General features: G+C 74.2%; 21 protein-coding genes. 19 read left to right on the plus strand and 2 right to left on the minus strand.

Annotated features, from left to right (window positions below; genetic code table 11):
* The first annotated feature begins 11 nt into the window (after positions 1–11).
* The 14 genes from D1781_RS02280 to ypfJ all read left to right on the plus strand — a co-directional run bounded on the left by D1781_RS02280 (position 12) and on the right by ypfJ (position 11,126).
* Positions 12–455, plus strand: coding sequence for a flagellar hook capping FlgD N-terminal domain-containing protein (locus D1781_RS02280; RefSeq protein ID WP_119480652.1), 444 nt, complete (start codon positions 12–14; stop codon positions 453–455).
* Positions 456–573: 118 nt separating this feature from the next.
* Complete coding sequence (locus D1781_RS02285; protein WP_119480653.1) at positions 574–1,779, plus strand: flagellar hook protein FlgE; 1,206 nt, start codon at positions 574–576, stop codon at positions 1,777–1,779.
* A 169-nt stretch (positions 1,780–1,948) separates the two neighbouring features.
* Complete coding sequence (locus tag D1781_RS02290; RefSeq protein ID WP_325048772.1) at positions 1,949–2,287, plus strand: flagellar FlbD family protein; 339 nt, start codon at positions 1,949–1,951, stop codon at positions 2,285–2,287.
* Entirely contained in the window at positions 2,287–3,108 is an 822-nt protein-coding gene (locus D1781_RS02295; RefSeq protein ID WP_119480654.1) for a motility protein A, read from the plus strand. Before D1781_RS02290 ends, D1781_RS02295 begins: the two co-directional genes overlap by 1 nt.
* A gap of 1 nt (position 3,109) precedes the next feature.
* Positions 3,110–3,994, plus strand: coding sequence for an OmpA/MotB family protein (locus D1781_RS02300; protein WP_119480655.1), 885 nt, complete (start codon positions 3,110–3,112; stop codon positions 3,992–3,994).
* Between the two features lie 89 nt (positions 3,995–4,083).
* Positions 4,084–4,980 carry a FliM/FliN family flagellar motor switch protein gene (locus D1781_RS02305; protein WP_158589969.1) on the plus strand — a complete coding sequence of 299 codons (897 nt, stop codon included), beginning with the start codon at positions 4,084–4,086 and terminating at the stop codon, positions 4,978–4,980.
* Positions 4,977–5,687 (plus strand): FliM/FliN family flagellar motor switch protein, encoded by a 711-nt coding sequence (locus D1781_RS02310; RefSeq protein WP_147392012.1) that lies wholly within the window; start codon positions 4,977–4,979, stop codon positions 5,685–5,687. The genes D1781_RS02305 and D1781_RS02310 overlap by 4 nt, the downstream gene beginning before the upstream one ends.
* 12 nt (positions 5,688–5,699) lie before the next feature.
* Positions 5,700–6,404: a FliO/MopB family protein gene (locus tag D1781_RS02315; protein ID WP_119480658.1), complete on the plus strand. Its 705-nt coding sequence runs from the start codon at positions 5,700–5,702 to the stop codon at positions 6,402–6,404.
* A complete protein-coding gene (gene fliP, locus D1781_RS02320; RefSeq protein ID WP_119480659.1) occupies positions 6,401–7,234 on the plus strand; it encodes a flagellar type III secretion system pore protein FliP in 834 nt (277 codons plus the stop codon). The genes D1781_RS02315 and fliP overlap by 4 nt, the downstream gene beginning before the upstream one ends.
* Before the next feature lie 8 nt (positions 7,235–7,242).
* Entirely contained in the window at positions 7,243–7,518 is a 276-nt protein-coding gene (gene fliQ / locus D1781_RS02325; protein WP_119480660.1) for a flagellar biosynthesis protein FliQ, read from the plus strand.
* Positions 7,515–8,285, plus strand: coding sequence for a flagellar biosynthetic protein FliR (locus D1781_RS02330; protein ID WP_325048773.1), 771 nt, complete (start codon positions 7,515–7,517; stop codon positions 8,283–8,285). Before fliQ ends, D1781_RS02330 begins: the two co-directional genes overlap by 4 nt.
* Positions 8,286–8,442: 157 nt before the next feature.
* A complete protein-coding gene (locus D1781_RS02335; protein ID WP_119480661.1) occupies positions 8,443–9,522 on the plus strand; it encodes an EscU/YscU/HrcU family type III secretion system export apparatus switch protein in 1,080 nt (359 codons plus the stop codon).
* Positions 9,523–9,623: 101 nt separating this feature from the next.
* Positions 9,624–10,139 (plus strand): GNAT family N-acetyltransferase, encoded by a 516-nt coding sequence (locus tag D1781_RS02340; protein ID WP_158589970.1) that lies wholly within the window; start codon positions 9,624–9,626, stop codon positions 10,137–10,139.
* 60 nt (positions 10,140–10,199) lie between these two features.
* On the plus strand, positions 10,200–11,126 hold the full coding sequence (ypfJ, locus tag D1781_RS02345; protein WP_119480663.1) for a KPN_02809 family neutral zinc metallopeptidase: 927 nt from the start codon (positions 10,200–10,202) through the stop codon (positions 11,124–11,126).
* Here the strand turns inward: ypfJ and D1781_RS02350 are convergent, their stop codons facing one another.
* Positions 11,127–12,404 (minus strand): MFS transporter, encoded by a 1,278-nt coding sequence (locus tag D1781_RS02350; RefSeq protein ID WP_267899776.1) that lies wholly within the window; start codon positions 12,402–12,404, stop codon positions 11,127–11,129.
* A gap of 260 nt (positions 12,405–12,664) precedes the next feature.
* On the opposite strand from D1781_RS02350, the gene D1781_RS02355 reads away from it, so the two are divergent.
* From D1781_RS02355 to csrA, 3 genes are all read left to right on the plus strand, one after another.
* Entirely contained in the window at positions 12,665–14,662 is a 1,998-nt protein-coding gene (locus tag D1781_RS02355; protein WP_119481690.1) for a flagellar biosynthesis protein FlhA, read from the plus strand.
* Positions 14,637–15,836, plus strand: coding sequence for a hypothetical protein (locus tag D1781_RS02360; RefSeq protein WP_147392013.1), 1,200 nt, complete (start codon positions 14,637–14,639; stop codon positions 15,834–15,836). The genes D1781_RS02355 and D1781_RS02360 overlap by 26 nt, the downstream gene beginning before the upstream one ends.
* A 92-nt stretch (positions 15,837–15,928) precedes the next feature.
* Entirely contained in the window at positions 15,929–16,279 is a 351-nt protein-coding gene (csrA, locus tag D1781_RS18025) for a carbon storage regulator CsrA (RefSeq protein ID WP_119480666.1), read from the plus strand.
* Between the two features lie 6 nt (positions 16,280–16,285).
* Here the strand turns inward: csrA and D1781_RS02370 are convergent, their stop codons facing one another.
* Positions 16,286–17,590: an alpha/beta fold hydrolase gene (locus D1781_RS02370; RefSeq protein WP_199706346.1), complete on the minus strand. Its 1,305-nt coding sequence runs from the start codon at positions 17,588–17,590 to the stop codon at positions 16,286–16,288.
* 136 nt (positions 17,591–17,726) lie between these two features.
* Here D1781_RS02370 and D1781_RS02375 point away from each other — a divergent pair, with 136 nt between their 5' ends.
* Together D1781_RS02375 and D1781_RS02380 are read left to right on the plus strand one after the other, a co-directional pair.
* Complete coding sequence (locus D1781_RS02375; RefSeq protein WP_119480667.1) at positions 17,727–19,160, plus strand: MFS transporter; 1,434 nt, start codon at positions 17,727–17,729, stop codon at positions 19,158–19,160.
* Complete coding sequence (locus D1781_RS02380) at positions 19,157–20,452, plus strand: M20/M25/M40 family metallo-hydrolase (protein WP_119480668.1); 1,296 nt, start codon at positions 19,157–19,159, stop codon at positions 20,450–20,452. Before D1781_RS02375 ends, D1781_RS02380 begins: the two co-directional genes overlap by 4 nt.
* Positions 20,453–20,467: the final 15 nt, after the last annotated feature.

The following is a 20,467-nucleotide window of genomic DNA, read 5'->3' on the forward strand; positions in this document are numbered from 1 at the left end:
ACGGACTCCCGATGACCACCACAACCGGCACGACCGCCCCCGGCGCGACCGTCCCCGCCGGGGCGTCGCTGCACTCCGGCAGCACCTCCGCGGTGCCGAAGGCGAACCAGGAGTACAACAGCCAGCTCTTCCTGAAGCTGCTCGTCACCCAGCTCGCCAACCAGGACCCGAGCTCGCCGATGGACAGCGGGCAGATGGTGGCCCAGACCGCGCAGCTCGCCTCGATGGAGCAGATGACGTCGCTCAACGCGACGACGACGAGCACCTACCAGACGCAGATGCAGGCGACCGGCACCAGCATGCTCGGCAAGACCGTCACCTGGACCGACGCGGACGGCGTCGCGCAGACCGGGAAGGTCACCGCGGTCGCCTTCTCCGGCAAGGACACCCCGCAGCTCACCATCGGGTCCACGACCGTGGGCCTCTCCTCCATCACCGGCGTCAGCGCCTCCTAGACCCCCACCCGCCGCGCGAGCGGCAGCCACGACGGCGACTCCTTCGGCCAGGACGGCCTCCTTCCGGATCCGGACCACTTCAGCGGTCCGGACCGTTCGACACCGACGAGGAATCGAAATGCTCCGCTCCCTCTACTCCGGGATCTCCGGCCTCCGCGCCGAGCAGACCATGCTCGACGTGACGTCCAACAACATCGCGAACGTGAACACGGTCGGCTTCAAGTCGTCGAGCGTGCAGTTCGAGGACGCCCTGTCCCAGATGGTCTCCGCGGCGGGTCTCGCGACCTCCGCGAAGGCCGGCACCAACCCGAACCAGGTCGGCCTCGGCGTGCGCGTGGCCGGCGTGACGACGAACCTCACCGAGGGCTCCCAGACGAACACCGGCAACAACCTCGACGCGATGATCTCGGGCGACGGCTTCTTCGTCACCCAGACCGGCTCGCAGACGCTCTACAGCCGCAACGGCCAGTTCCACTGGGACTCGCAAGGCCGCCTCGCCACTGCGGACGGCTCGCTCGTCCAGGGCTGGAACGCGGTGAACGGCGTCGTGTCGACGGGTGGGAAGCCGACCACGCTGACGCTGCCCTCCGGCACCGTCGCGCCCGCGAACACGACCACCTCGGCCGTGATGACCGGCAACCTCCCCTCCGACGCGAAGCCGGGCACCACCCTGCAGCGCGACATCACCGTCTACTCGCCCGACGGCACCGCTCGCGGCCTCTCGATCGACTACACGGCGGACGCGACGACGCCCGGCAAGTGGAACTACTCGATCAGCGACGGCTCCGGCGCGACCCCGGTCACGGGCACGGTGCAGACGAGCGGCTCCGGCACGATCACCGGCACCTCGGGCGGCGCCTCGACGCTGAAACCGGTCGTCAACGGCATCACGGTCGACCTCTCGCAGATGTCGGGCTTCGCGAACCTCACCACCGTCGGGTTCGCGAGCCAGAACGGCAACGCGGCCGGCACGCTGCTCACCGTCAACATGGGCGCGGACGGCACGCTCTCCGGCACGTTCACGAACGGCGCCACCATCGCGATCGCGCGGCTCGCCGTCGGCACCTTCACGAACCCGGAGGGCCTCGCGAAGGCGGGCAACTCCATGCTCACCGAGACGCTGAACTCCGGCGGCGTGCGGCTCGGCACCGCCGGCTCGGACGGCTACGGCGCCGTCGTGTCCGGCGCGCTCGAGGCGTCGAACGTGGACCTCAGCCAGGAGTTCACGAACCTGATCGTCGCCCAGCGCGGCTTCCAGGCCAACGCCCGGATCATCACCACCTCCGACGAGATCCTGCAGGAGCTGACGCAGCTCAAGCGCTGATCCCGCTTCCGTTCTGAAGGAGTTCTCGCGCTGATCGCGCGAGAACTCCTTCAGAACGGACTCCGCCGTGCGTGCACGGGATGCGGGACCCGGAGTGGGGACAGACGGGCACTGACGGCGCGGCGCAGGATGCCGATTGTCTGCTGTGACGGCGGGGAGGACTCCACGGATGGAGTCCGATGCCGTCCCCACGGACGGGGAGACGATGATTCTGCTGACGCGCCTGAACGGCTCGACCTTCGCGGTGAACCCTGATCTCATCGAGCGGATCCAGGAGCAGCCGGACACCACGGTCGTGCTCGTCGACGGGACCACGTTCATCGTGTCCGAGTCGATCGACGAGGTCATCGAGGAGATCGCGGAGTACCGCGCCCGCGTGATCGCGCTCGCGCACGCCATGCACTTCGAGTCCGCCCCGGCCCCCGTGCCCGCGACCGCCACCGGCCCGCGCCGGTTCGGCGTGGTCGACGGCGCGAAGTCGCCCGTGCGCCCGGTCGGAGGCCGCTGATGGATCCCGCGACCCTGGGCGGCATCGTCGTCGCACTCGGATCGCTCATCGTCATGGCGCTCATGGAGGGCGCCAACCCGATGAGCCTGCTGCTGCCGGCGCCGATGATCCTCGTCTTCGGCGGCGCGCTCGGCGCCGCGATCGCTTCGACGACGCTGAAGGACTCCATCGCGTCGCTGAAGATGATCCCGAAGGCGCTGCTCTACAAGCCCGTCAAGATGGGCAAGGACGTCGAGACCCTCGTCGAGCTCGCCGAGGTCGCCCGCAAGGACGGCCTGCTCGCGCTCGAGGCGAAGGCCGGCGAGGTGAAGGACCCCTTCCTCAAGAAGGCGCTCCAGAACGTCGCCGACGGCATGGACGCGGACGAGCTGCGCGTGCTCATGGAGGACGAGGCGGCCTCGCTCGAGAAGTCCGGCCGCTCCGCGGCGAAGTTCTACGCCGGGCTCGGCGGCTACGCGCCCACCGTCGGCATCCTCGGCACCGTCGTCTCGCTCACCCACGTGCTCGAGAACCTCGACGACCCGTCCAGCCTCGGGCACTCCATCGCCGCCGCGTTCGTCGCGACCCTCTGGGGCGTGCTGACCGCGAACCTGATCTGGCTGCCCATCGGCGGCCGCATCGGCAAGATGACCGACCTCGCGTCCGAGCGCTTCACCGTCATCACGGAGGGCGTCCTCGCCGTGCAGTCCGGGGCCCAGCCGCGGGTCCTCGCCGAGAAGCTGTACGCCATGCTGCCGGCCTCCGAGCAGCCCAAGGCCGCCGCCAAGAGCGCGCCCGCCAAGAGCGGCAAGGCGCCGAAGGCCGCGGAAGCGGCGGCGTGAGGTGAGCGGCCGCCGCCGCGGGAAGGGCCACCACGAGGAGCACCACGTCGACGAGCGGTGGCTCGTGTCCTACGCGGACATGATCACGGTGCTCATGGCGCTCTTCATCGTGCTCTACGCGATGTCGACGGTCGACCAGAAGAAGTTCGACGAGCTGAAGAACTCGCTCGCGACCGGCTTCGGGGTGACGAAGAGCACGAAGGTCGACGAGAACAAGGGCGTCGTGCCGAAGGAGTTCGTCACCAAGAACGGCGCGGGCTTCTCCAAGAGCACCATCGCGCTCGTGCAGGTGGCGAAGGAGATCCAGGACGAGCTGAAGACCGCCGGGCTGACGGGGAAGGTCTCGGTGAAGTCCGGGTCGAACGCGATCACGATCTCGCTCGTCGGCTCCAGCACGTACTTCGCCGGCAACGACGCGGACCTGAACGGGAACGCGCTCCACGTGCTGAAGGCGCTCTCGCCGACGCTCGAGAAGCACGCCGGCGAGGTGACCGTGGAGGGCCACGCGGACCCGCGCGGATCGGCGGGCAAGTGGGGCACGGACTGGGTGCTCGCCGCGGCCCGGGCCGAGAGCGTGCTCAGCTACCTCACCGACCACCACGCGGTCGACCCGGCGAACATCTCGCTCGTGTCGTTCGGCTCGGAGAAGGCGAAGCCCGGCAGCTCCTCGGAAGCGATCGAGCACAACCGACGCGTCGACATCGTGCTCCACTCGGTGCAGGTCAGCACCGCGATCGACGAGGGCGCGGAGGCCGAGGCCGCCTCGACGGCGGAGGGCGGTCACTCGTCCGGATCGTCGGAGTCCTCCGGGCACGGTGCGGCGACGAAGACCGAGGGGCACGGCGAGCAGAAGGCCGAGGCCGACGCGGGCGCCGCGCACCACTGACGCGCTCCGCCTCGGGCTTCGACCCGTGGTCGAGAGTTCACCGGAGTGGCGCGCCCCCGTTCGGGTGACGGATGTGTTTGATACCACCCGTGACGGAACGGACGCCGTACCGCGCCCGCGTGCACGCACCGGGCGAGGTCCTCGACGTGCTCCCGTACGACTTCGAGAGCCCCGAGCTGATCACCGGCGCGGACCGCGACCGGCTGGACGCCGCCCTCGAGGCGTGGGGGCGCCAGGTCGGGATGCAGATCACCGCGACGACGCGGGCCGTCGTCGACGTCGCCACCGCGCCGTCGCGCATCCAGTCGTTCGGCGCGTTCGTCGCCTCCGCCGAGGAGCCGACGGTCTGGGTCACCGCTGCGTTCGGCGCCGCACGGGCGCTGTACCGCGTGCCCGTCGCCGAGGCGCGCTACTGGGGCGCCCGGATGCTCGGCGCCTCCGGCGAGGACCGGGCGGGCGACCGCCCCCTCACCGCGGTCGAGAAGGGCCTCGCGCGCTCCGCCGCAGCCGAGCACCTGGCCGAGCTCGCGCCCGCCACGAACGCCCTCCTGCCCGAGGGCGTCGTCGAGGCGTTCGGCGCGGAGCCCTCGCCCGCGCTCGACCGCGACGCGCAGGCGGTCGTCGTCGTCATCGGCACCCTGCGGAAGGGCGTGCGCCGCCAGCTCGCCGTCGCGCTCGACGTCGACGTCGTGCTCGAGCGGCTCGGCGCCGTCGCGCCGGCGCAGGACCGCGCGGAGGTGACCTCCCGCGTCAGCGGGCACCTCGCGCTCGCGCCCGTGGAGGTCGCCCTCCGCTTCGCGCCGACGCGGGTCGGCCCCGAGACCGTGCTCGACCTCGCCCCCGGCGACCTCATCCCCCTCGCGCACGCCGCGGACGTCCCCCTCGTCATCACGCTCGACGGACAGCCGGTGCTGCGCGCCGCGGTCGGCGGCAACGGCGAGCGCCTCGCCTGCGTCGTCGTCGAGTCGAACGGAGGCCCCTCATGACCATGTCCCTCGACGGCGTGCAGCGCACCTCGACCGGCCAGGACGAGCTCGTGGTCGCGCAGGCGCTCGTGTCCGCCCTGCCCGGCCCGCCCCTCATGGCGCAGCCGCACGGCTCCGACCTCGTGCCGATGCAGGCGCTCGAGACCGGCGTCTCCGCGACCTACGTCGGCCCGCGCTCCGCGGACCTGTCCCTCATCGTGCTCGACCGCACCGAGCTGATCGCGGCGGGCGGCGGCGACGCGCGCGTCCGCCTCGGCGACGTCCTGCGCCCCGCGCTCGAGGCCGCGTCCGACGTCATCGGCGGCGGCCAGCTCGGCGAGGTCGGCGACGGCGTGCCCGCGAGCCTGTTCCAGTCCGCCGACGCGGTCGTGTTCGACCTCATCGGCGAGGAGGGCGTGGCCGGCTGGTTCGCGATCGCGCTGCGGACCCCGGCGCCGCCGCGCGCCTTCCGCGACGTCTCCTCGCGCCTCGGCCGCATCAGCACCGTGCAGATGACGCTCGCGGTGGAGATCGGCCGCGCGACCGTGTCGGTCCAGGAGCTGCTCGACGCCCAGCCCGGCACCGTCATCGAGCTCGACCGCGCCGTCGGCAGCGAGGCCGACGTCTTCCTGAACGGCCGCATGATCGCGCACGGCGAGATCGTCGTCGTCGACCGGCGGTTCGCGGTGCGGGTCACCGAGGTGCTCGACCCGCAGGACGAGACGTAGGCCCGGGTGGACATGGACACCGTCTTCCTCGCGCTGCGCGTCGTCGTCGCCCTCGGCGCCGTCTTCGGCGCGCTGCTGTTCGCGCACCGCTGGATCACGAAGGGGCGACCCGGCGGCCAGCCGCGCAACAAGCAGATCTCCGTCGTCGCCCGGCAGGGTCTTGGCGCGAAGGCCGGCATCGCGGTCGTCGACGCCGGCGGCCGCCGCTACCTGCTCGGCGTCACCGAGCACGCGGTGACCGTGCTCGACACGCTCGGGGCGGCGGAGGCGCCGACGGGGGAGCCCGCGCTCGTCGCCTCCCAGCCGATCTCGGTCGCGCGGTTCGAGCAGGAGCTGCGCACGGTGACGATCGCGACCGCCGACGTCCCGGTGGTCGTGCACGGCGCGACCGACCCCGACGACCCGGCCGGGCCGATCACGCAGACGGTCGCGATCCTGCCCGCCGCCGGGCAGCGGCCCCTCGGCCCGGCGACCGAGTCGATCCGGCTCGAGCCCGCCGTGTCCTTCACGCGTCCCGGCGGCCTCGCGCCGGCCCCCGCCGCGCGGCCGGTCTTCACGAGCCGCCGCGCGGCCCGCGAGGCCGAGCAGGCCGCGGCCGTGCAGCAGCAGGCCGCCCTCCAGCAGCAGCGCCCCGGCGCGCAGGGGCCGCTCGCGGGCTCGGTGCTGTCGCCGACCACGTGGCGGCAGACGTTCGACGCCCTGAAGAAGCTGCGGTGACCGCCGTCGCCCTACCGGGCCGCGCCACCCGCGCGGTCCGGCTCGCGAGGGACCACTGGCCCCGCCTGGTCCTCGCCGGCTTCGCGCTGCTCGCCGTGGTCTGGCTCGTCGTGGCGGTGCCCGGCATCGCCCACGCGGACCCGATCGCGCCGGTGAAGCCGACGCCGTCCCCCTCCGGCGACGTGAACATCAGCGTCGGCGCCCCGTCGACGTCGATCACGACGCTCATCGCGATCACGCTGCTCTCGGTGGCGCCCGCGCTGATGCTGATGATGACGTCGTTCACGAAGATCTTCGTGGTCCTCGCGATGACGCGGAACGCCCTCGGCCTGAACACGATCCCGCCGAACCAGGTGCTCGCCGGCCTCGCGGTCTTCCTGTCGCTGTTCATCATGTGGCCCGTGCTCGACACCGTGAACACGCACGCGCTCACGCCGTTCCTCGACGGGAAGATCCAGTTCGACACCGCCCTCGCGCGCGCCGCCGTGCCGCTGCAGCACTTCATGCTCCAGCACACCCGCGAGAGCGACATCGCGCTGATGAGCCGGGCGGCGAACCAGCCGAACCCGGCATCGGCCGCCAGCACGCCGTTCTTCACCGTCGTGCCCGCGTTCATGCTCTCCGAGCTGCGGAGCGCGTTCATCATCGGGCTCGTCATCTTCGTGCCGTTCCTCGTGATCGACCTGGTCGTCTCGTCCGGCCTGATGGCGATGGGCATGATGATGCTGCCGCCGACGATGATCGCGCTGCCCTTCAAGATCCTGCTCTTCGTCCTCGTCGACGGCTGGAGCCTGATCATCACGTCGCTCGTGCAGAGCTACAACACCTAGGGGCGCGGGTGAACCAGAACCAGGTCGTCGACCTCGCGCTGCGCGCCCTCGTGCTCGCTGCGGAGCTCGCCGCGCCGCTGCTCGTCACGGCGCTCGTCGTCGGCTTCGCGATCAGCGTGTTCCAGTCGATCACGCAGATCCAGGAGGCGACGCTCTCCTTCGTCCCGAAGGCGATCGCGGTCGCGATCGCGCTCGTCGTGTGCGGGCACTGGATGATCTCCGAGGCCGTCACCTTCACCGAGCAGCTGTTCGCGATGATCCCGAGCTACCTCGACGCGCCGTGAACGTCTTCGGGTCCGTCGTCCTGAACGAGACGTTCGTGGAGGCGGCCATGCTGGCGGCGGTGCGGATCACCGCGTTCCTCGTGCTCGCGCCGCCGTTCTCGTTCTCCGGCGTCCCCCTGCGGATCAAGGGGATGCTGGCCGTCGCGCTCTCGATCCTCGTGGCGCCCCAGGCCGCCTCCGGCATGACGGGGTCGCTCGAGAGCGGCGCGTTCGTCGTCTCGCTCATCGCGCAGCTCGTCGTCGGCGCGCTGCTCGGGTTCCTCGTCTTCCTCGTGTTCTCCGCGATCCAGTCGGCCGGCAGCCTCATCGACCTGTTCGCGGGCTTCCAGCTCAGCCAGGCGTTCGACCCGCTCATGAACGTGAACGGCGCCCAGATGACCCGGCTGATGCAGATGGTCGCGCTCGGGCTGCTGTTCGTGTCCGGCGGTGCGGAGCTCGTGCTCGGCGGCCTGTTCCGCACCTTCCGCGCGCTGCCCGTCACCGGCTTCCTCAGCCAGGACGCGGGGGAGCGGCTGCTGCCCGGGCTCGGGCAGATGTTCGTGGCCGCCGTGCAGATCGCGGGCCCGATCGTCGTCGTGCTGTTCCTCGCCGACGTCGGCCTCGGCGTGCTGACCCGCGTCGCGCCCGCGCTGAACGCCTTCTCGCTCGGCTTCGTGCTGAAGATCCTGATCGTGCTGCTCGCGGGCGGCACGATCTTCATCGCGCTGCCCCGCATCGTCTCGGCGCTGCTCGAGGACGCCCTCCGGCTCATGGGCTCCGTCACGTGACGGTCTCCGCCTACGCCTACGCCTACGCCTACGCCTCCGCCTCCGCTCCCGCTCGCGTCTCGAAGCCCGCCCGCGTCCCTGCTTCCGCTGGTCGAGGTGCGAGCGCAGCGAGCCTCGAGACCACCGCTTCTCAACCGGCGCGAGGGGGTGATCGCTGATGCCCGATCAGCCCTCCGGCGAACGCACCGAGAAGGCGACCCCGAAGCGCCTCGAGGAGTCGCGGCGCGAAGGCCGCATCCAGCGCTCCCGCGACATGCCGAGCTGGCTGTCGATGGGCGCGGCCGCGCTCACGCTGCCGATGGTGCTCGGCAACGGGACGGCCGCGGTGCGGACGCTCGTGCTCGACCTCCGCGACGTCATCGCGGAACCGACGGCGGAGCGCGCGCAGGCGATGTTCCTCGGCGCGTTCGGCGTGCTGCCGGGCGTGCTCGCCCCGATCCTCGCCGCGTCCGTCGTCGGCGCGATCGTCGGCTCGCTCGCCTCCGGCGGCATCCACATGAAGCGGTTCAAGCCGCACTTCGAGCAGCTCGACCTCGTCAAGGGCGCGGGGCGGCTCGTCGGCCGGCAGGCGCTGTGGGAGGGGGCGAAGGCGCTCCTGAAGACCGGCGTGGTCGGCATCGCGGTGTGGGTGGCGATCCAGGGCGCGCTGCCGCTGCTGTCCGCCTCCGGCGCCCTGCCCGTCTCCGCGGTGCTGTCGACCGCGTCCGGCGTCGTCGTGGCGATCCTGCAGACCGCGATCGTCGCCGGCATCGTGCTCGGCGCCGTCGACCTCCTCGTCGTCGTCCGGCGCAACCGGCAGCACACGATGATGACGAAGCAGGAGATCAAGGACGAGTCGAAGTCGACCGAGGGCGACCCGCACGTGCGCGCCCAGCGCCGCAGCCGCGCCATGCAGATCTCGCGCAACCGGATGATGGCCGCGATCGGCGGCGCCGACGTCGTGATGCTGAACCCGACCCACGTCGCCGTCGCGCTCAAGTACGAGCCCGGGAAGTCGGCGCCGCGCGTCGTCGCGAAGGGCGCAGGGGAGGTCGCCGCGCGCATCCGCGAGCGCGCCGCCGAGCACCGCGTGCCGATGGTGCAGGACGTCCCGCTCGCGCGCGCCCTCTACTCGGCGTGCGAGATCGGGCAGGAGATCCCGGAGGAGCTGTACGGCGCGGTCGCCCGCGTGCTCGCCTTCGTCATGTCGCTGAAGCGCCGCGGCGCGGCCCTCGGCGTGCACCGCCTCGCCTCCTGACCCGCCCACCTCGCGCGGTCGCTGCGGCGTCGCGCGGTCCGCATGCCGACCGCGCGACGCCACCGGTGTCGCGCGACGGCGCCGCGGAGGAGGATCGCGCCGTGGACGTGGCGCTGCGGCCGCTGGCGCGGTCCGACCTCGCGCTGCTCGGGGAGTGGCTGCGCGAGCCGCTCGTGCACGAGTGGTGGCACGACGACCCGGCGCCGGAGGCGCTCGAGCGGCAGTACGGCGCGTCGATCGACGGCCGCGACCGCACGGCGCTGCGCATCGGCGAGCTGGGCGGGGAGGCGGTCGGCTTCGTGCAGTGGTACCCCCTCGCGGACGAGCCCGAGTACGTCGCCGAGCTGGTGCCCTTCCTCGCGGTCCCCGAGGGCGCCTGGAGCCTCGACCACCTCGTCGGCCCGGCTCGGCACCGCGGGCACGGCGTCGGCACGGCGCTGGTACGGGCCGCGCTCGCGGCGATCGGGCCGGCCCCGATCGTCGTGCCGGTCCACGCGGACAACCCGGCGTCGGCGGCCGTGCTGCGCGCGAACGGCTTCGCGGTCGTGGCGGAGGCCGACCTCGAGCCGGACAACCCCGCGCACTCGAGGCGGCACCTGGTGCTCGCGCGCCCCTGACCCGCCCTCGACCGCCGTCCTGCGGGGCGATCGCCCAGGCGGCGGTGGAAGAACAGTCAGGTGCGATACAGGGAGGACGCGGACCTCGACACGTCCGACGTGCAGGACCGCCGGGGTCGACCGGGCGGCCGCGCGGTCGCGATCGGCGGCGGCGGCCTCGGCGTCGTGGGGGTCGTGGTCGTGCTCCTCCTGCAGCTGCTCGGCGGCGGGGGAGGCGGCGGCACGACGGGGAGCGACCCGGACGCGCTCGGCCCGATCCTCGACGGGCTCGGCAGCGGTCGGACGGCGTCGGGCGAGCAGCTCCAGCAGTCCTGCCGGTCCGGCCGGGACGCGAACTCGAGCACGGAGTGCGCGGTCGTCGCCGACATCGAGTCGATCCAGGACTACTGGGCCGGCCGCCTCGGCGACCGCTACCAGCGCTCCGACACCGTGTTCTTCAGCGACAGCACCGACACCGGCTGCGGGTCGGCCACGAGCGGCGTGGGCCCGTTCTACTGCCCCGCCGACCGCCTCGTGTACATCGACCTCTCGTTCTACGACGAGCTGCGGACGAGGTTCGGCGCCGAGGGCGGCCTGTTCGTCGACGCCTACGTGCTCGCGCACGAGTACGGCCACCACGTGCAGGACCTGCTCGGCACCGACGAGCGCGTGCGGCAGGGCGAGACCGGCCCGACGAGCGGCAGCGTGCGGCTCGAGCTGCAGGCCGACTGCTACGCCGGCGCCTGGGCGAAGCACGCGACGACCGTCCCGGACGACGGCGGTGCGCCGCTGATCGAGGAGATCACGCAGGACGACGTCGACCGCGCCCTCGACACCGCGGGGCGCATCGGCGACGACTACATCCAGCGCGAGCTCGGGAACGGCTCCGTCGACGAGCGGTCCTTCACGCACGGCAGCTCGGCGCAGCGGCGCCAGTGGTTCACGACCGGGTACGAGTCGGGCGACCCCGCCCGCTGCGACACCTTCGCCTCGGGCGCGCTCGGCTGATCAGGCCGGAGCGGCGGCACGGCCCGAGGCGAGCCGCGGCTCGACGACGACCAGCAGCACCCCGACCGCCGCGAGGACGCCGCCCACGAGGGGCAGCCCGGCCACGCCGACGAGGGGCAGCGCGGCACCGCCCGCCGCCGAGCCCGCCATGATCCCGACGTTCCAGGAGCTGGAGGTGCCGCCGCTCGCGACGTCCACCGATCCCGGCGCGACCACGAGCACCCGGGCGGCGACCGCGGTCGCGAAGCCGCTGAGGCCGGCGCCCGCGAGCACCACGCCGAGGACGCCCAGGACCGGCACCGGCGCGCCCGCCCACTGGAGCGCGAGGCCGACCGCCTCGATGCCGAGCGAGCCGAGCACCGCCGCCCGCGGGCGCGCGTCGATCAGGCGCCCGACGACGAGGACCGCGACGAGGCCCACCGCGCCCCTGACCAGCAGCAGCCCGCCGACCGCGACCGCGGGCACCCCGCTCACCTCGGTCAGGTACGGCGTGATGTACGTGAAGGGGACGAGCCCGCCGGTGACCGCGATCGCCGTCACCGCGACGAGCAGCCAGAACCGCCGGGCGTCGGGCTCCGCGCCGCGCTCCGCCTCGCGCGGACCGGCGGCGGCGACGCGGGGGAGGGTCAGGGCGATCACCGCCAGCGCCACGGCGCCGAGCGCGGCCGTGCCGAGGAACGAGGCCCGCCAGCCCGCGACCTGGCCGATCCAGGTGCCGAGCGGCACCCCGAGCAGGACGGCGAGGGAGCTGCCGGCCGACACGAGGCCGACCGCCCGACCCCGCCGCTCCGGCGGCACCAGGGTCGCGGCGACCGGCATCGCGATCGCCCAGTAGACGGCCTGCGCGATCGCGGTGAACGCCCGCGCGGCGAGCAGGACGCCGTACGAGGGCGCGGCGGCGCTCGCGACGCCGCCGAGCACGAGCACCGCGAGCAGCGCCATGAGCAGGAGGCGCCGCGGCACCCGCGTCGTCAGCGCGGTGAGGGGGACCGTCGCCACGACGACGACGAGGGCGTAGGCGCTGACCAGCAGCCCGACCGCGGTCTGCGGGACCCGGAGGTCCGCGGCGATCACCGGGAGCAGCCCGATCGGCAGCGACTCGACCGTGATCCACACGAAGGTCGACAGGGCGAGGCCCGCGAGCGCGGCGCCCGCGCGGGGGGTCCGGGAGCGGCATCGGGTGCCCTCCGCTCCGCCGGGTGCGGCGACCGGCCCGACGAGGCTAGGCCGGGGCCCCGACAGCGCTCCGCCCCGACAGCACCCGCGTCCGGTCGGCACCCCCGGCCAGGTGCCCCCCTTCCGGGGGGAGCGCGCGTGGCGCGGCGGGGCCGGAGGGCCTGCGCCCGGATGATGGCCCTCACGCGGAGCGTCGCACGGGACGTGCGGCCCCGCGCGACGCCCGGCGGAGCCGGGGACGTGGACGACCGCGGCGGAGCCGGGCAGGGTCGACCGGGCCGCATCGGAGAACCGTGCGACGTTTCGAGTTCGGCAGGACGGCGTCGGCCGTCGCCGTGCCGCTCGGCCTGGTGGCGATCATCATGCTGCTCGTCGTGCCGATCCCGGCATGGCTGCTCGACGTGCTGATCACCGTGAACATCCTGTTCGCGCTCGTGATCCTGCTCACGACGATGTTCGCGAAGCGGCCGCTCGACTTCTCGGTCTTCCCGTCGCTGCTGCTCATCGCGACGCTCTTCCGGCTCGGCCTCAACGTCGCCTCCACCCGGCTCGTGCTGGGGGAGGGGGAGGCGGGCGCCGTCATCCACGCCTTCGGGTCGGTCGCCGTCGGCGGCTCGATGGTCATCGGCGCGGTCGTCTTCGTGATCCTCGTCGTCATCCAGTTCGTCGTGGTCACGAAGGGCGCCGAGCGCGTCGCCGAGGTCGGCGCGCGGTTCACCCTCGACGCGATGCCCGGCAAGCAGATGGCGATCGACGCCGACCTCAACTCGGGCCTCATCACCGAGGACGAGGCGCGTCGCCGCCGCGCGGAGGTCAGCGCCGAGGCCGACTTCTACGGCGCGATGGACGGCGCCTCGAAGTTCGTCAAGGGCGACGCGATCGCGGGCATCGTGATCGTGCTCGTCAACATCCTCGGCGGCATCGTCATGGGCGTGGTGATCCACGGCCAGCAGATCGGCGACGCGGTCAACACCTACACGCTGCTGACGATCGGCGACGGCCTCACCGCGCAGATCCCGGCGCTGCTGATGGCCGTCTCGACGGGCATGATCGTCACCCGGTCCAACTCGGACAGCGAGCTCGGCAAGGACGCCGGCGCGCAGCTGACCCAGTCGCGGATGGCGCTGATGATCGCGGGCGTCACCGCGTGCCTGCTGGCCCTGATCCCCGGCATGCCGAAGATCCCGTTCTTCCTCGTCGGCGGTGTGCTGATCTTCGTGTCCGTCCGCCTGCGCCGCGCGGAGGAGGCGAAGGTCAAGGAGGCCGCGCTCGCCGAGGCCGCGACGTCGCAGGCGCCCCCCTCGGACACCCCCGAGGAGCTCATGGAGCAGATGCGGGTGCACGCGCTCGAGGTGCAGCTCGCTCCGGACCTCGTCGACCTGGTCTCCGGGGTCAGCGACGACCTCCTCGCCCGCGTGAAGGCGCTCCGCCGCCGCATCGCGATGGAGTACGGCGTCGTCGTGCCCCCGGTCCGCACCCGCGACAGCGTCGACCTGCCGCCCTCCACCTACGTCATCCGGGTCGCCGGCGTGGAGATGGGCCGCGGGATCGCGCCCGTCGGCAAGGTGCTCGCGCTCGGCGACCACCTCGACGCGCTGCCCGGCACCCCGACCGTCGAGCCGGTGTTCCAGCTCGCCGGCAAGTGGATCCCGGCCGAGCTCCGGCACGCCGCGGAGACGACGGGCGCGACGGTCATCGACCGCGGCTCGGTGCTCGTCACGCACCTGTCGAGCGTCATCACCGACAACGCCGGCCGCCTCCTGTCCCGCGAGGACGTGCGCGTGCTGACCGAGGGCGTCAAGCGCGTGAGCCCCGCCCTCGTCGAGGAGCTGGTCCCCGGGCTGCTGACCCTCGCCGAGGTGCACCGCGTGCTCCAGGGGCTGCTCGCGGAGCGCGTGCCGATCAACGACCTGCCCCGCATCTACGAGGCGCTGTCGCTGCGCGCGAAGGTGTCGACCGATCCGGAGGGCCTCATCGAGGCCGCGCGCGCCGCGCTCGGTCCCGTGCTCGTCGCGCCGCACCTCGACGACCGCACCCTGCGCGTCGTGATGCTCGACCCGCAGCTCGAGCAGGGGATGCTCGAGAACCTGCGGCCGTCGGAGCAGGGCACGCAGATCCTCATGACGCCCGACCTGATCGCCCGGGTCGTGGAGTCGCTCCGCGACGCCGTGCAGACCGCGGAGGTGCGCGGGTGGTCGCCCGTGCTCGTCTGCGCGCCCGCCCTGCGGCCCGCCGTCCGCCGGCTCGTCGCTCCCCAGACGAACGGCCTGCCCGTGCTGTCCTACCAGGAGGTGACGTCGGCCGACGTCATCATCGAGACCGTTGGAGTGGTTCGTGCCCTCGATCCGATTTCGGCTTGAGAAGCCGACGCTGAACGGGCTCGCCGCCCGTGTGGCGGCGCAGTACGGCCCCGACGCCCGCATCCTCGACACCGAGGAGCACATCGTCGGCGGCATCGCCGGGATCTTCGGCCGACGGGTGATCGACGTGACCGTCGAGCTGCCCGACCGGGCTGCGCCGGAGGGCGCGCACGAGTTCTCGATGCGCTCGCGCGTCGGGCTCGCCGCTCTGCTCGACGACGCGGACGCCGCCGATCTCGGCCCGGCGTCCGCGAGCGGGCCCGACCCGTGGGCGGCGCCGTCGGCCCCGCCGCAGCAGGTCTCGACGCAGGGCGGCGACTTCGCGTCCGTGCTCGACGCGCTCCGCATCGACGTCGAGCCGGGGGAGGCCGCCGGCGGCACGCCCGCCCGCCCGCTCCGCCGCCGCGAGGCGCAGCGGCCGCCCGCGGAGCCTCCGGTCACGCCGGCGGTCTTCACCGCCGTGCCGCAGCAGCGCCCCGCGCGGCCCGAGCGGGCGACGCGGCCCGCGATGCGCGCCGTCACGGCCTCCGTGCCCCTGAAGGCGATCGAGACCGCGCCGGTCCGCCGCCCCGTCGTCAGCCCGCCCGCCGCGGTCGTCCCGTCGCCGCCCGCGCCGCCGACGCCGCAGGAGATCGCGGCCGCTCAGCAGTTCGTGTGGGCGACGAGCACGCCGCGCTCCCGCATGGGCCGCACGACCCCGGGGGCGCCGCCGCCCCAGCGCACCCGCGCCGGCGACCTGCTGCTGCTCGTCGGGCTCGGCGACGACCCGATGCGCGTGGCCAAGGCGCTGCGCGACCGGATGCAGAAGGGCTACGTCTGCGACGGCGGCACGATCGAGGGCAACACGCGGCGCCGGGTCGACGACCGGCGCGGCGCGGTCGCCGCCCGCGCCTACGGCGTCCGCAGCGACCAGCCGGTCATCGTCGCCTACGGCGTGCCGCGGGGGCCGATGCAGGACGAGGAGCTCGACGGGCTGCTCTCCATCGACAGCGACCAGGCCTGGCTCGTGGTCGACGCCGCGTGCGAGCCCGAGGAGACCCTCGAGTGGACCGGCCGCCTGCGCGGTCGCCTGCAGGTCGACGCGGTCGCGAGCCTCCGCGCCCAGCGCGGCGTGCGCCACGAGGCGCTCGAGGTCATCGGGCTGCCCGAGGCGTACCGGGAGCTCGCCGGCTGACCCGCCCGCCGACTCCGTTCTGAAGGAGTTCCCGCGGCTCGCGCGCAGGAACTCCTTCAAAACGGAACAGCGGCGCTGGCTAGGCTGGCGCGATGCTGGTGCTCACGCGGAAGAAGGGTGAGCGCGTCATGATCGGGGACGACATCGTCGTCACCGTCATCGACGTCCGCGGGGACAGCGTCCGGATCGGCTTCGACGCCCCTCGCGGCGTCAGCATCCAGCGCGCCGAGGTCGTGAACGCGGTCCGCGAGGCGAACACCGGCGCCGCCGCGTCCGCCGCGCAGGGCGCCGACCTCCTCGTCGGCCTGCTCAACCGCGCGCGCAAGCCGGAGGCCGCGCCGCAGGCGCCCTCGGCTCCGGAGGCGGCGGCGCCGACGACGCCGCCCGCCCCGCGCTCGCCCGGCGCCGCGCCGAAGCCGACGCCGCCCCGGCCGCGGGGCTGAGCCGGCCTACCGCTCCGGGAGCGGCCCGCCCCGCTCGTCGACGAGCTGCAGCAGGCGCCGCACCACGCGGTCGCCGCTGTCGCGGATTCCGTCGTGCTCCCACTCGTTCGTGACCCAGCGCTGCACGTTCCCGACCTGCTCCGCGGTCGCGGTCGACAGCCCCGCGTCGACGTAGAGGTCGTCGAAGTAGACGACGGCCGCCACCGGCACCTCGTTCGCCGCCAGCCGCTCGCGGTCGAACAGCGGGCCCCACGCGGTGCGCCGCGCGAGCGCGTCCACCGCGGGGGCGAACGGGCGCAGCAGCCGGATCTCGTCGAACATCCAGCGCCGCATCATCTCCCCCGTGAACCGGAGCGGACGCGCGTCCGACGTAAACTCGGGGTGCCGCGCGTGCTCCGCGTCGGCGGCCCACGCCGTCGCACCCGAGTCCGGGTCGCCGTAGATGGACTCCTGCAGCGCCGCCCACAGCGGGTCGCCCGCGAACGCCGTCCGCGCCTGCACCTCGGCGAGGAACCCGTCCGACAGGCCGTCGCCCGAGCCCGTGAACGCCTCGTCGACGAGCCAGTGCACGTCCTCGAAGCCGTGCTTCATGCCGAAGCCGGACCCGAGGAGCTGGAGGCGGTCCACCGTGAACCGGTCGCCGTCGGGCAGCCGGACGTCCTCCGCCGCCAGCAGGTCGGCGATGCGGCCGATCGTCGCGGCGTCGCCCGGGTAGCGGCGCTCGTACTCGCGGTTCTTCGCCAGGGCCCGCGGATAGGTGCGCCGGTACACCTCGGCCGCGGACGGCGTCAGGGAGCCGAGGCCCCCGGTGACGAGGCAGGCGGTCAGCGCCTCCGGCGCGAGCGACAGGTAGGTGAGGGTGAGCCATCCGCCGTAGCTCTGCCCGATCGTCGCCCAGCGCCGCCCGTCGAAGTCCGTCGCCCGGAGGTGCTCGGCGTCGCGCACGATCGAGTCGGCGCGGAACCGCGCGAGGAACTCCGCGCCCGCCTCCCCGTCGGGGAACGCGGCGATCCGCCGTGCGTCGACCCGGCTGCTGCGCCCGGTGCCCCGCTGGTCCATGAGCACGAGCCGGTAGCGCTCGAGCAGCGCGCCGATCCAGCCGTCCGCGCCGTCGGGCCGCGGTGCCTTGCCGCCCGGGCCGCCCTGCAGGAAGAGCATGAGGGGCAGGTCGTCGTGCCGCCGGTGCGCCGCGACGACCTCGCGGGCGAACAGCGTCAGCGTCTCCGGGCCGGGCGCGTCCCAGTCGAGGGGGACCTCCACCTCGTGCTCGCGCACGTGCAGCCCGGGGATCGTGTACTCGGCGGTGATCACGCCTCCATCCTCCCGGCCGCGCCCCCGGCCTTCCTCCGCCGGCCCCGCTGCCGTCTCCCGCCGGCCGTTCCCGCTGGTCGAGGTGCGAGCGCAGCGAGCCTCGAGACCACCCCCGCCCGTGCGCCAGGATGACACCGTGAGCAGCGCGGCGGGCGTCGGAGCGCGCGGCGCGATCGGCGTCGTCGGCGTCCTCGCGGTGGTCGAGCTCGCATCCGGCGTGCTGCAGGGCTACTACGTCCCCCAGCTCACCGACATCGCGCGGGCGCTGCGGATCCCGGACGCCGACGTGAACTGGCTGGAGGGCGGCCAGCTCGCGCTGTCGGTCGTCGCCGTGCCGATCCTCGCGAAGCTCGGCGACCTGCTCGGGCACCGCCGCGTGCTGCTCGCCGCGCTCGCCGGCACCGCCCTCGCCTCGCTCGGGCTCGCCTTCGCGACCGCCTCCTTCCCCCTCTTCCTCGCCCTCTGGGCGGTCCAGGGCCTGTACACGGCGTGGCTGCCGCTCGAGGTCGCGCTGATCGCCCACCGCGCGCGGACCCGCCCCGACCCGCAGGCGACGACCCGCGCCGGAGCCGGCGTCGTCGTCGCGGCCCTCGAGGCCGGCGCGATCGCCGGGGCGCTCGCGGGCGGCTCGGCGCAGGCCCTGCTCGGCTCGCTGCGTGCCGCCCTCCTCGTGCCCGGCGTGCTCGTGGCGGTGGCGTTCCTCGCGGTGCTGATCGGCGTGCGGGAGGTGCCGGACCGGGCGCCGGGCCGGCTCGACGCGCGCGGCGCGGTGCTGCTCGGGGTGGCGCTCGCCGTGCTGACCGGGGCCCTCGGCCTCCTGCGCCTCCAGCCGGGCTCGGCGATCGGCTGGGCGATCCTGCTGCCCGGCCTGGCGCTCGTCGCCGTGTTCGTGCTGGTCGAGCGGCGGACGCCCGACCCGCTCGTCGACATGCGCGTGCTCGCCCGACCCGCGGTCTGGCCCGTCCAGCTCGCGGCCCTGCTGTTCGGCGTCAGCGTGCTCGGCGCGCAGGGGCCGCTGTCCACGTTCGTCCGCACCGACCCGGCCCGGGTCGGCTACGGGCTCGGCCTGGGCTCCGGGATGCTGTCGGTCGTCATCGGCGTCTACGTGCTGTCGCTGCTCGTCGGTGCGCTCCTGCTCGGCCCCGTCTCCCGACGCACGGGGACGCGCGCCACGCTGGTCGCCGGCTCCGCGGTCGTCGGCGTCGGCTACCTCGCGCTCATCCCGCTGCACGCGACGCTCGGGCAGGTGATCGGCGCGATGGCGGTCGCCGGGCTCGGCTCGGGCGCCCTCGTCGCCGCGCTGCCCGCTGCGGCCGCCGCGGTCGCGCCGATCGGGCGGACCGCGGTCGCGACCGGGCTCACGAACACGGGCAAGAGCCTCGGCGGCGCCTTCGCCTCGTGCGCGTTCGCCGTCGCGCTCGCCACGGGCGCGCCCGCGGGCGGCACCGCGGGCAGCTACGGCGGCTACCTCACGACGTGGGCGATCTGCGGCGGTACCGCCGTCGTGGGCGCGCTCGTGCTGCTCGTCGTGCCCGCCGCCGCGTTCCCGCGCCGGGCGGTGACCGCGTGACGCCCGCGGAGCGCCTCGCCGCGCTGGTCCGCATCCCCACCGTCTCCGACCCGGCGGTCCGCGACGAGGCGGCGTTCGCCGCCTTCCGCGAGCGCCTCGGCGAGCTGTACCCCCTGGTGCACGAGCGGCTCGAGCGACGGGTCGTCGACGGCGGCACCCTGCACCTCGTGTGGCGCGGCGGCCCCGCCGCGCCGATCGTGCTGCTCGCGCACCACGACGTCGTGCCGGTCACGGACCAGCCGTGGCGGGAGGACCCGTTCGGCGGCCGCGTCGAGGGCGGCGTGCTGCACGGCCGCGGGGCGCTCGACGACAAGGGGCCGCTCGTCGCCGTCCTCGAGGCCGTCGAGCGGCTGCTCGCGGAGGGCGTCGTCCCCGCCGGCGACGTGCACGTCGTCTCCGGGCACGACGAGGAGGTGCGGGGCGGCGGCGCCCGCGCCGTGGCGGCGGCGCTGGCGGCGGAGGGCGTCCGGCCGCTGCTCGTGCTCGACGAGGGCGGCGCCGTCGTCGAGGGCGTGGTGCCGGGCGTCCGCGGTCCGCTCGCGATGATCGGGCTCGGCGAGAAGGGCGTCGCGACCGTGCGCCTCACGACGCGCTCGGCGGGCGGGCACGCCTCCGTGCCGCCGCGCGGGCAGGCGACGGTGCGCCTCGCGCGGGCGCTGACCCGCATCGAGGCGCGGCCCTTCCCCGCGCGCACGAACCCCGCCGTGGCCGCGATGGCCGCGGCGCTGCGGCCGCGCCTGCGCCGCCCGGTCGCCGCGGTCCTCGGCGCCCGCGCCGCCGCCCCGGCGCTCGGGCCGCTGCTCGGCCTGCTCGGGGGCGTGCCGGGCGCGCTCGTGCGCACCACCGTCGCGGTCACGCGCCTCGCCGCCGGCACCGCGACCAACGTGCTGGCGGCCGAGGCGACCGCCGTGCTGAACGTCCGCATCGCGCCGGGCGACGACCTCGAGGGCGTCACCGAGCGGCTCGCCCGCGTGATCGGCGACCCCTCCGTGACGGTCGAGGCGGAGGGGGAGGACCCGTCCCCGCTGTCCCGCGCCGCCGGCCCCGCCTGGGACCGGATGACCGCGGCGCTCGCCGCCTCCCACCCCGAGGCGCTGCCCGTGCCCTACGTGATGGTGCAGGCGAGCGACGCGCGCCACTTCACGGGTCTCGGGGGCGACGTCTACCGCTTCATGCCGTTCGCGATCACCGCGGAGGAGCTCGCGGCGATCCACGGGGCCGACGAACGGGTCCGGATCGCCGCCCTCGACGCGGCGATCGCCTTCCACCGCGCCCTGCTCGCCGAGGGGTGACCCCTGGTCTGGGGC

This window comes from Amnibacterium setariae (genome assembly GCF_003581425.1).
GTDB lineage: Bacteria > Actinomycetota > Actinomycetes > Actinomycetales > Microbacteriaceae > Amnibacterium > Amnibacterium setariae.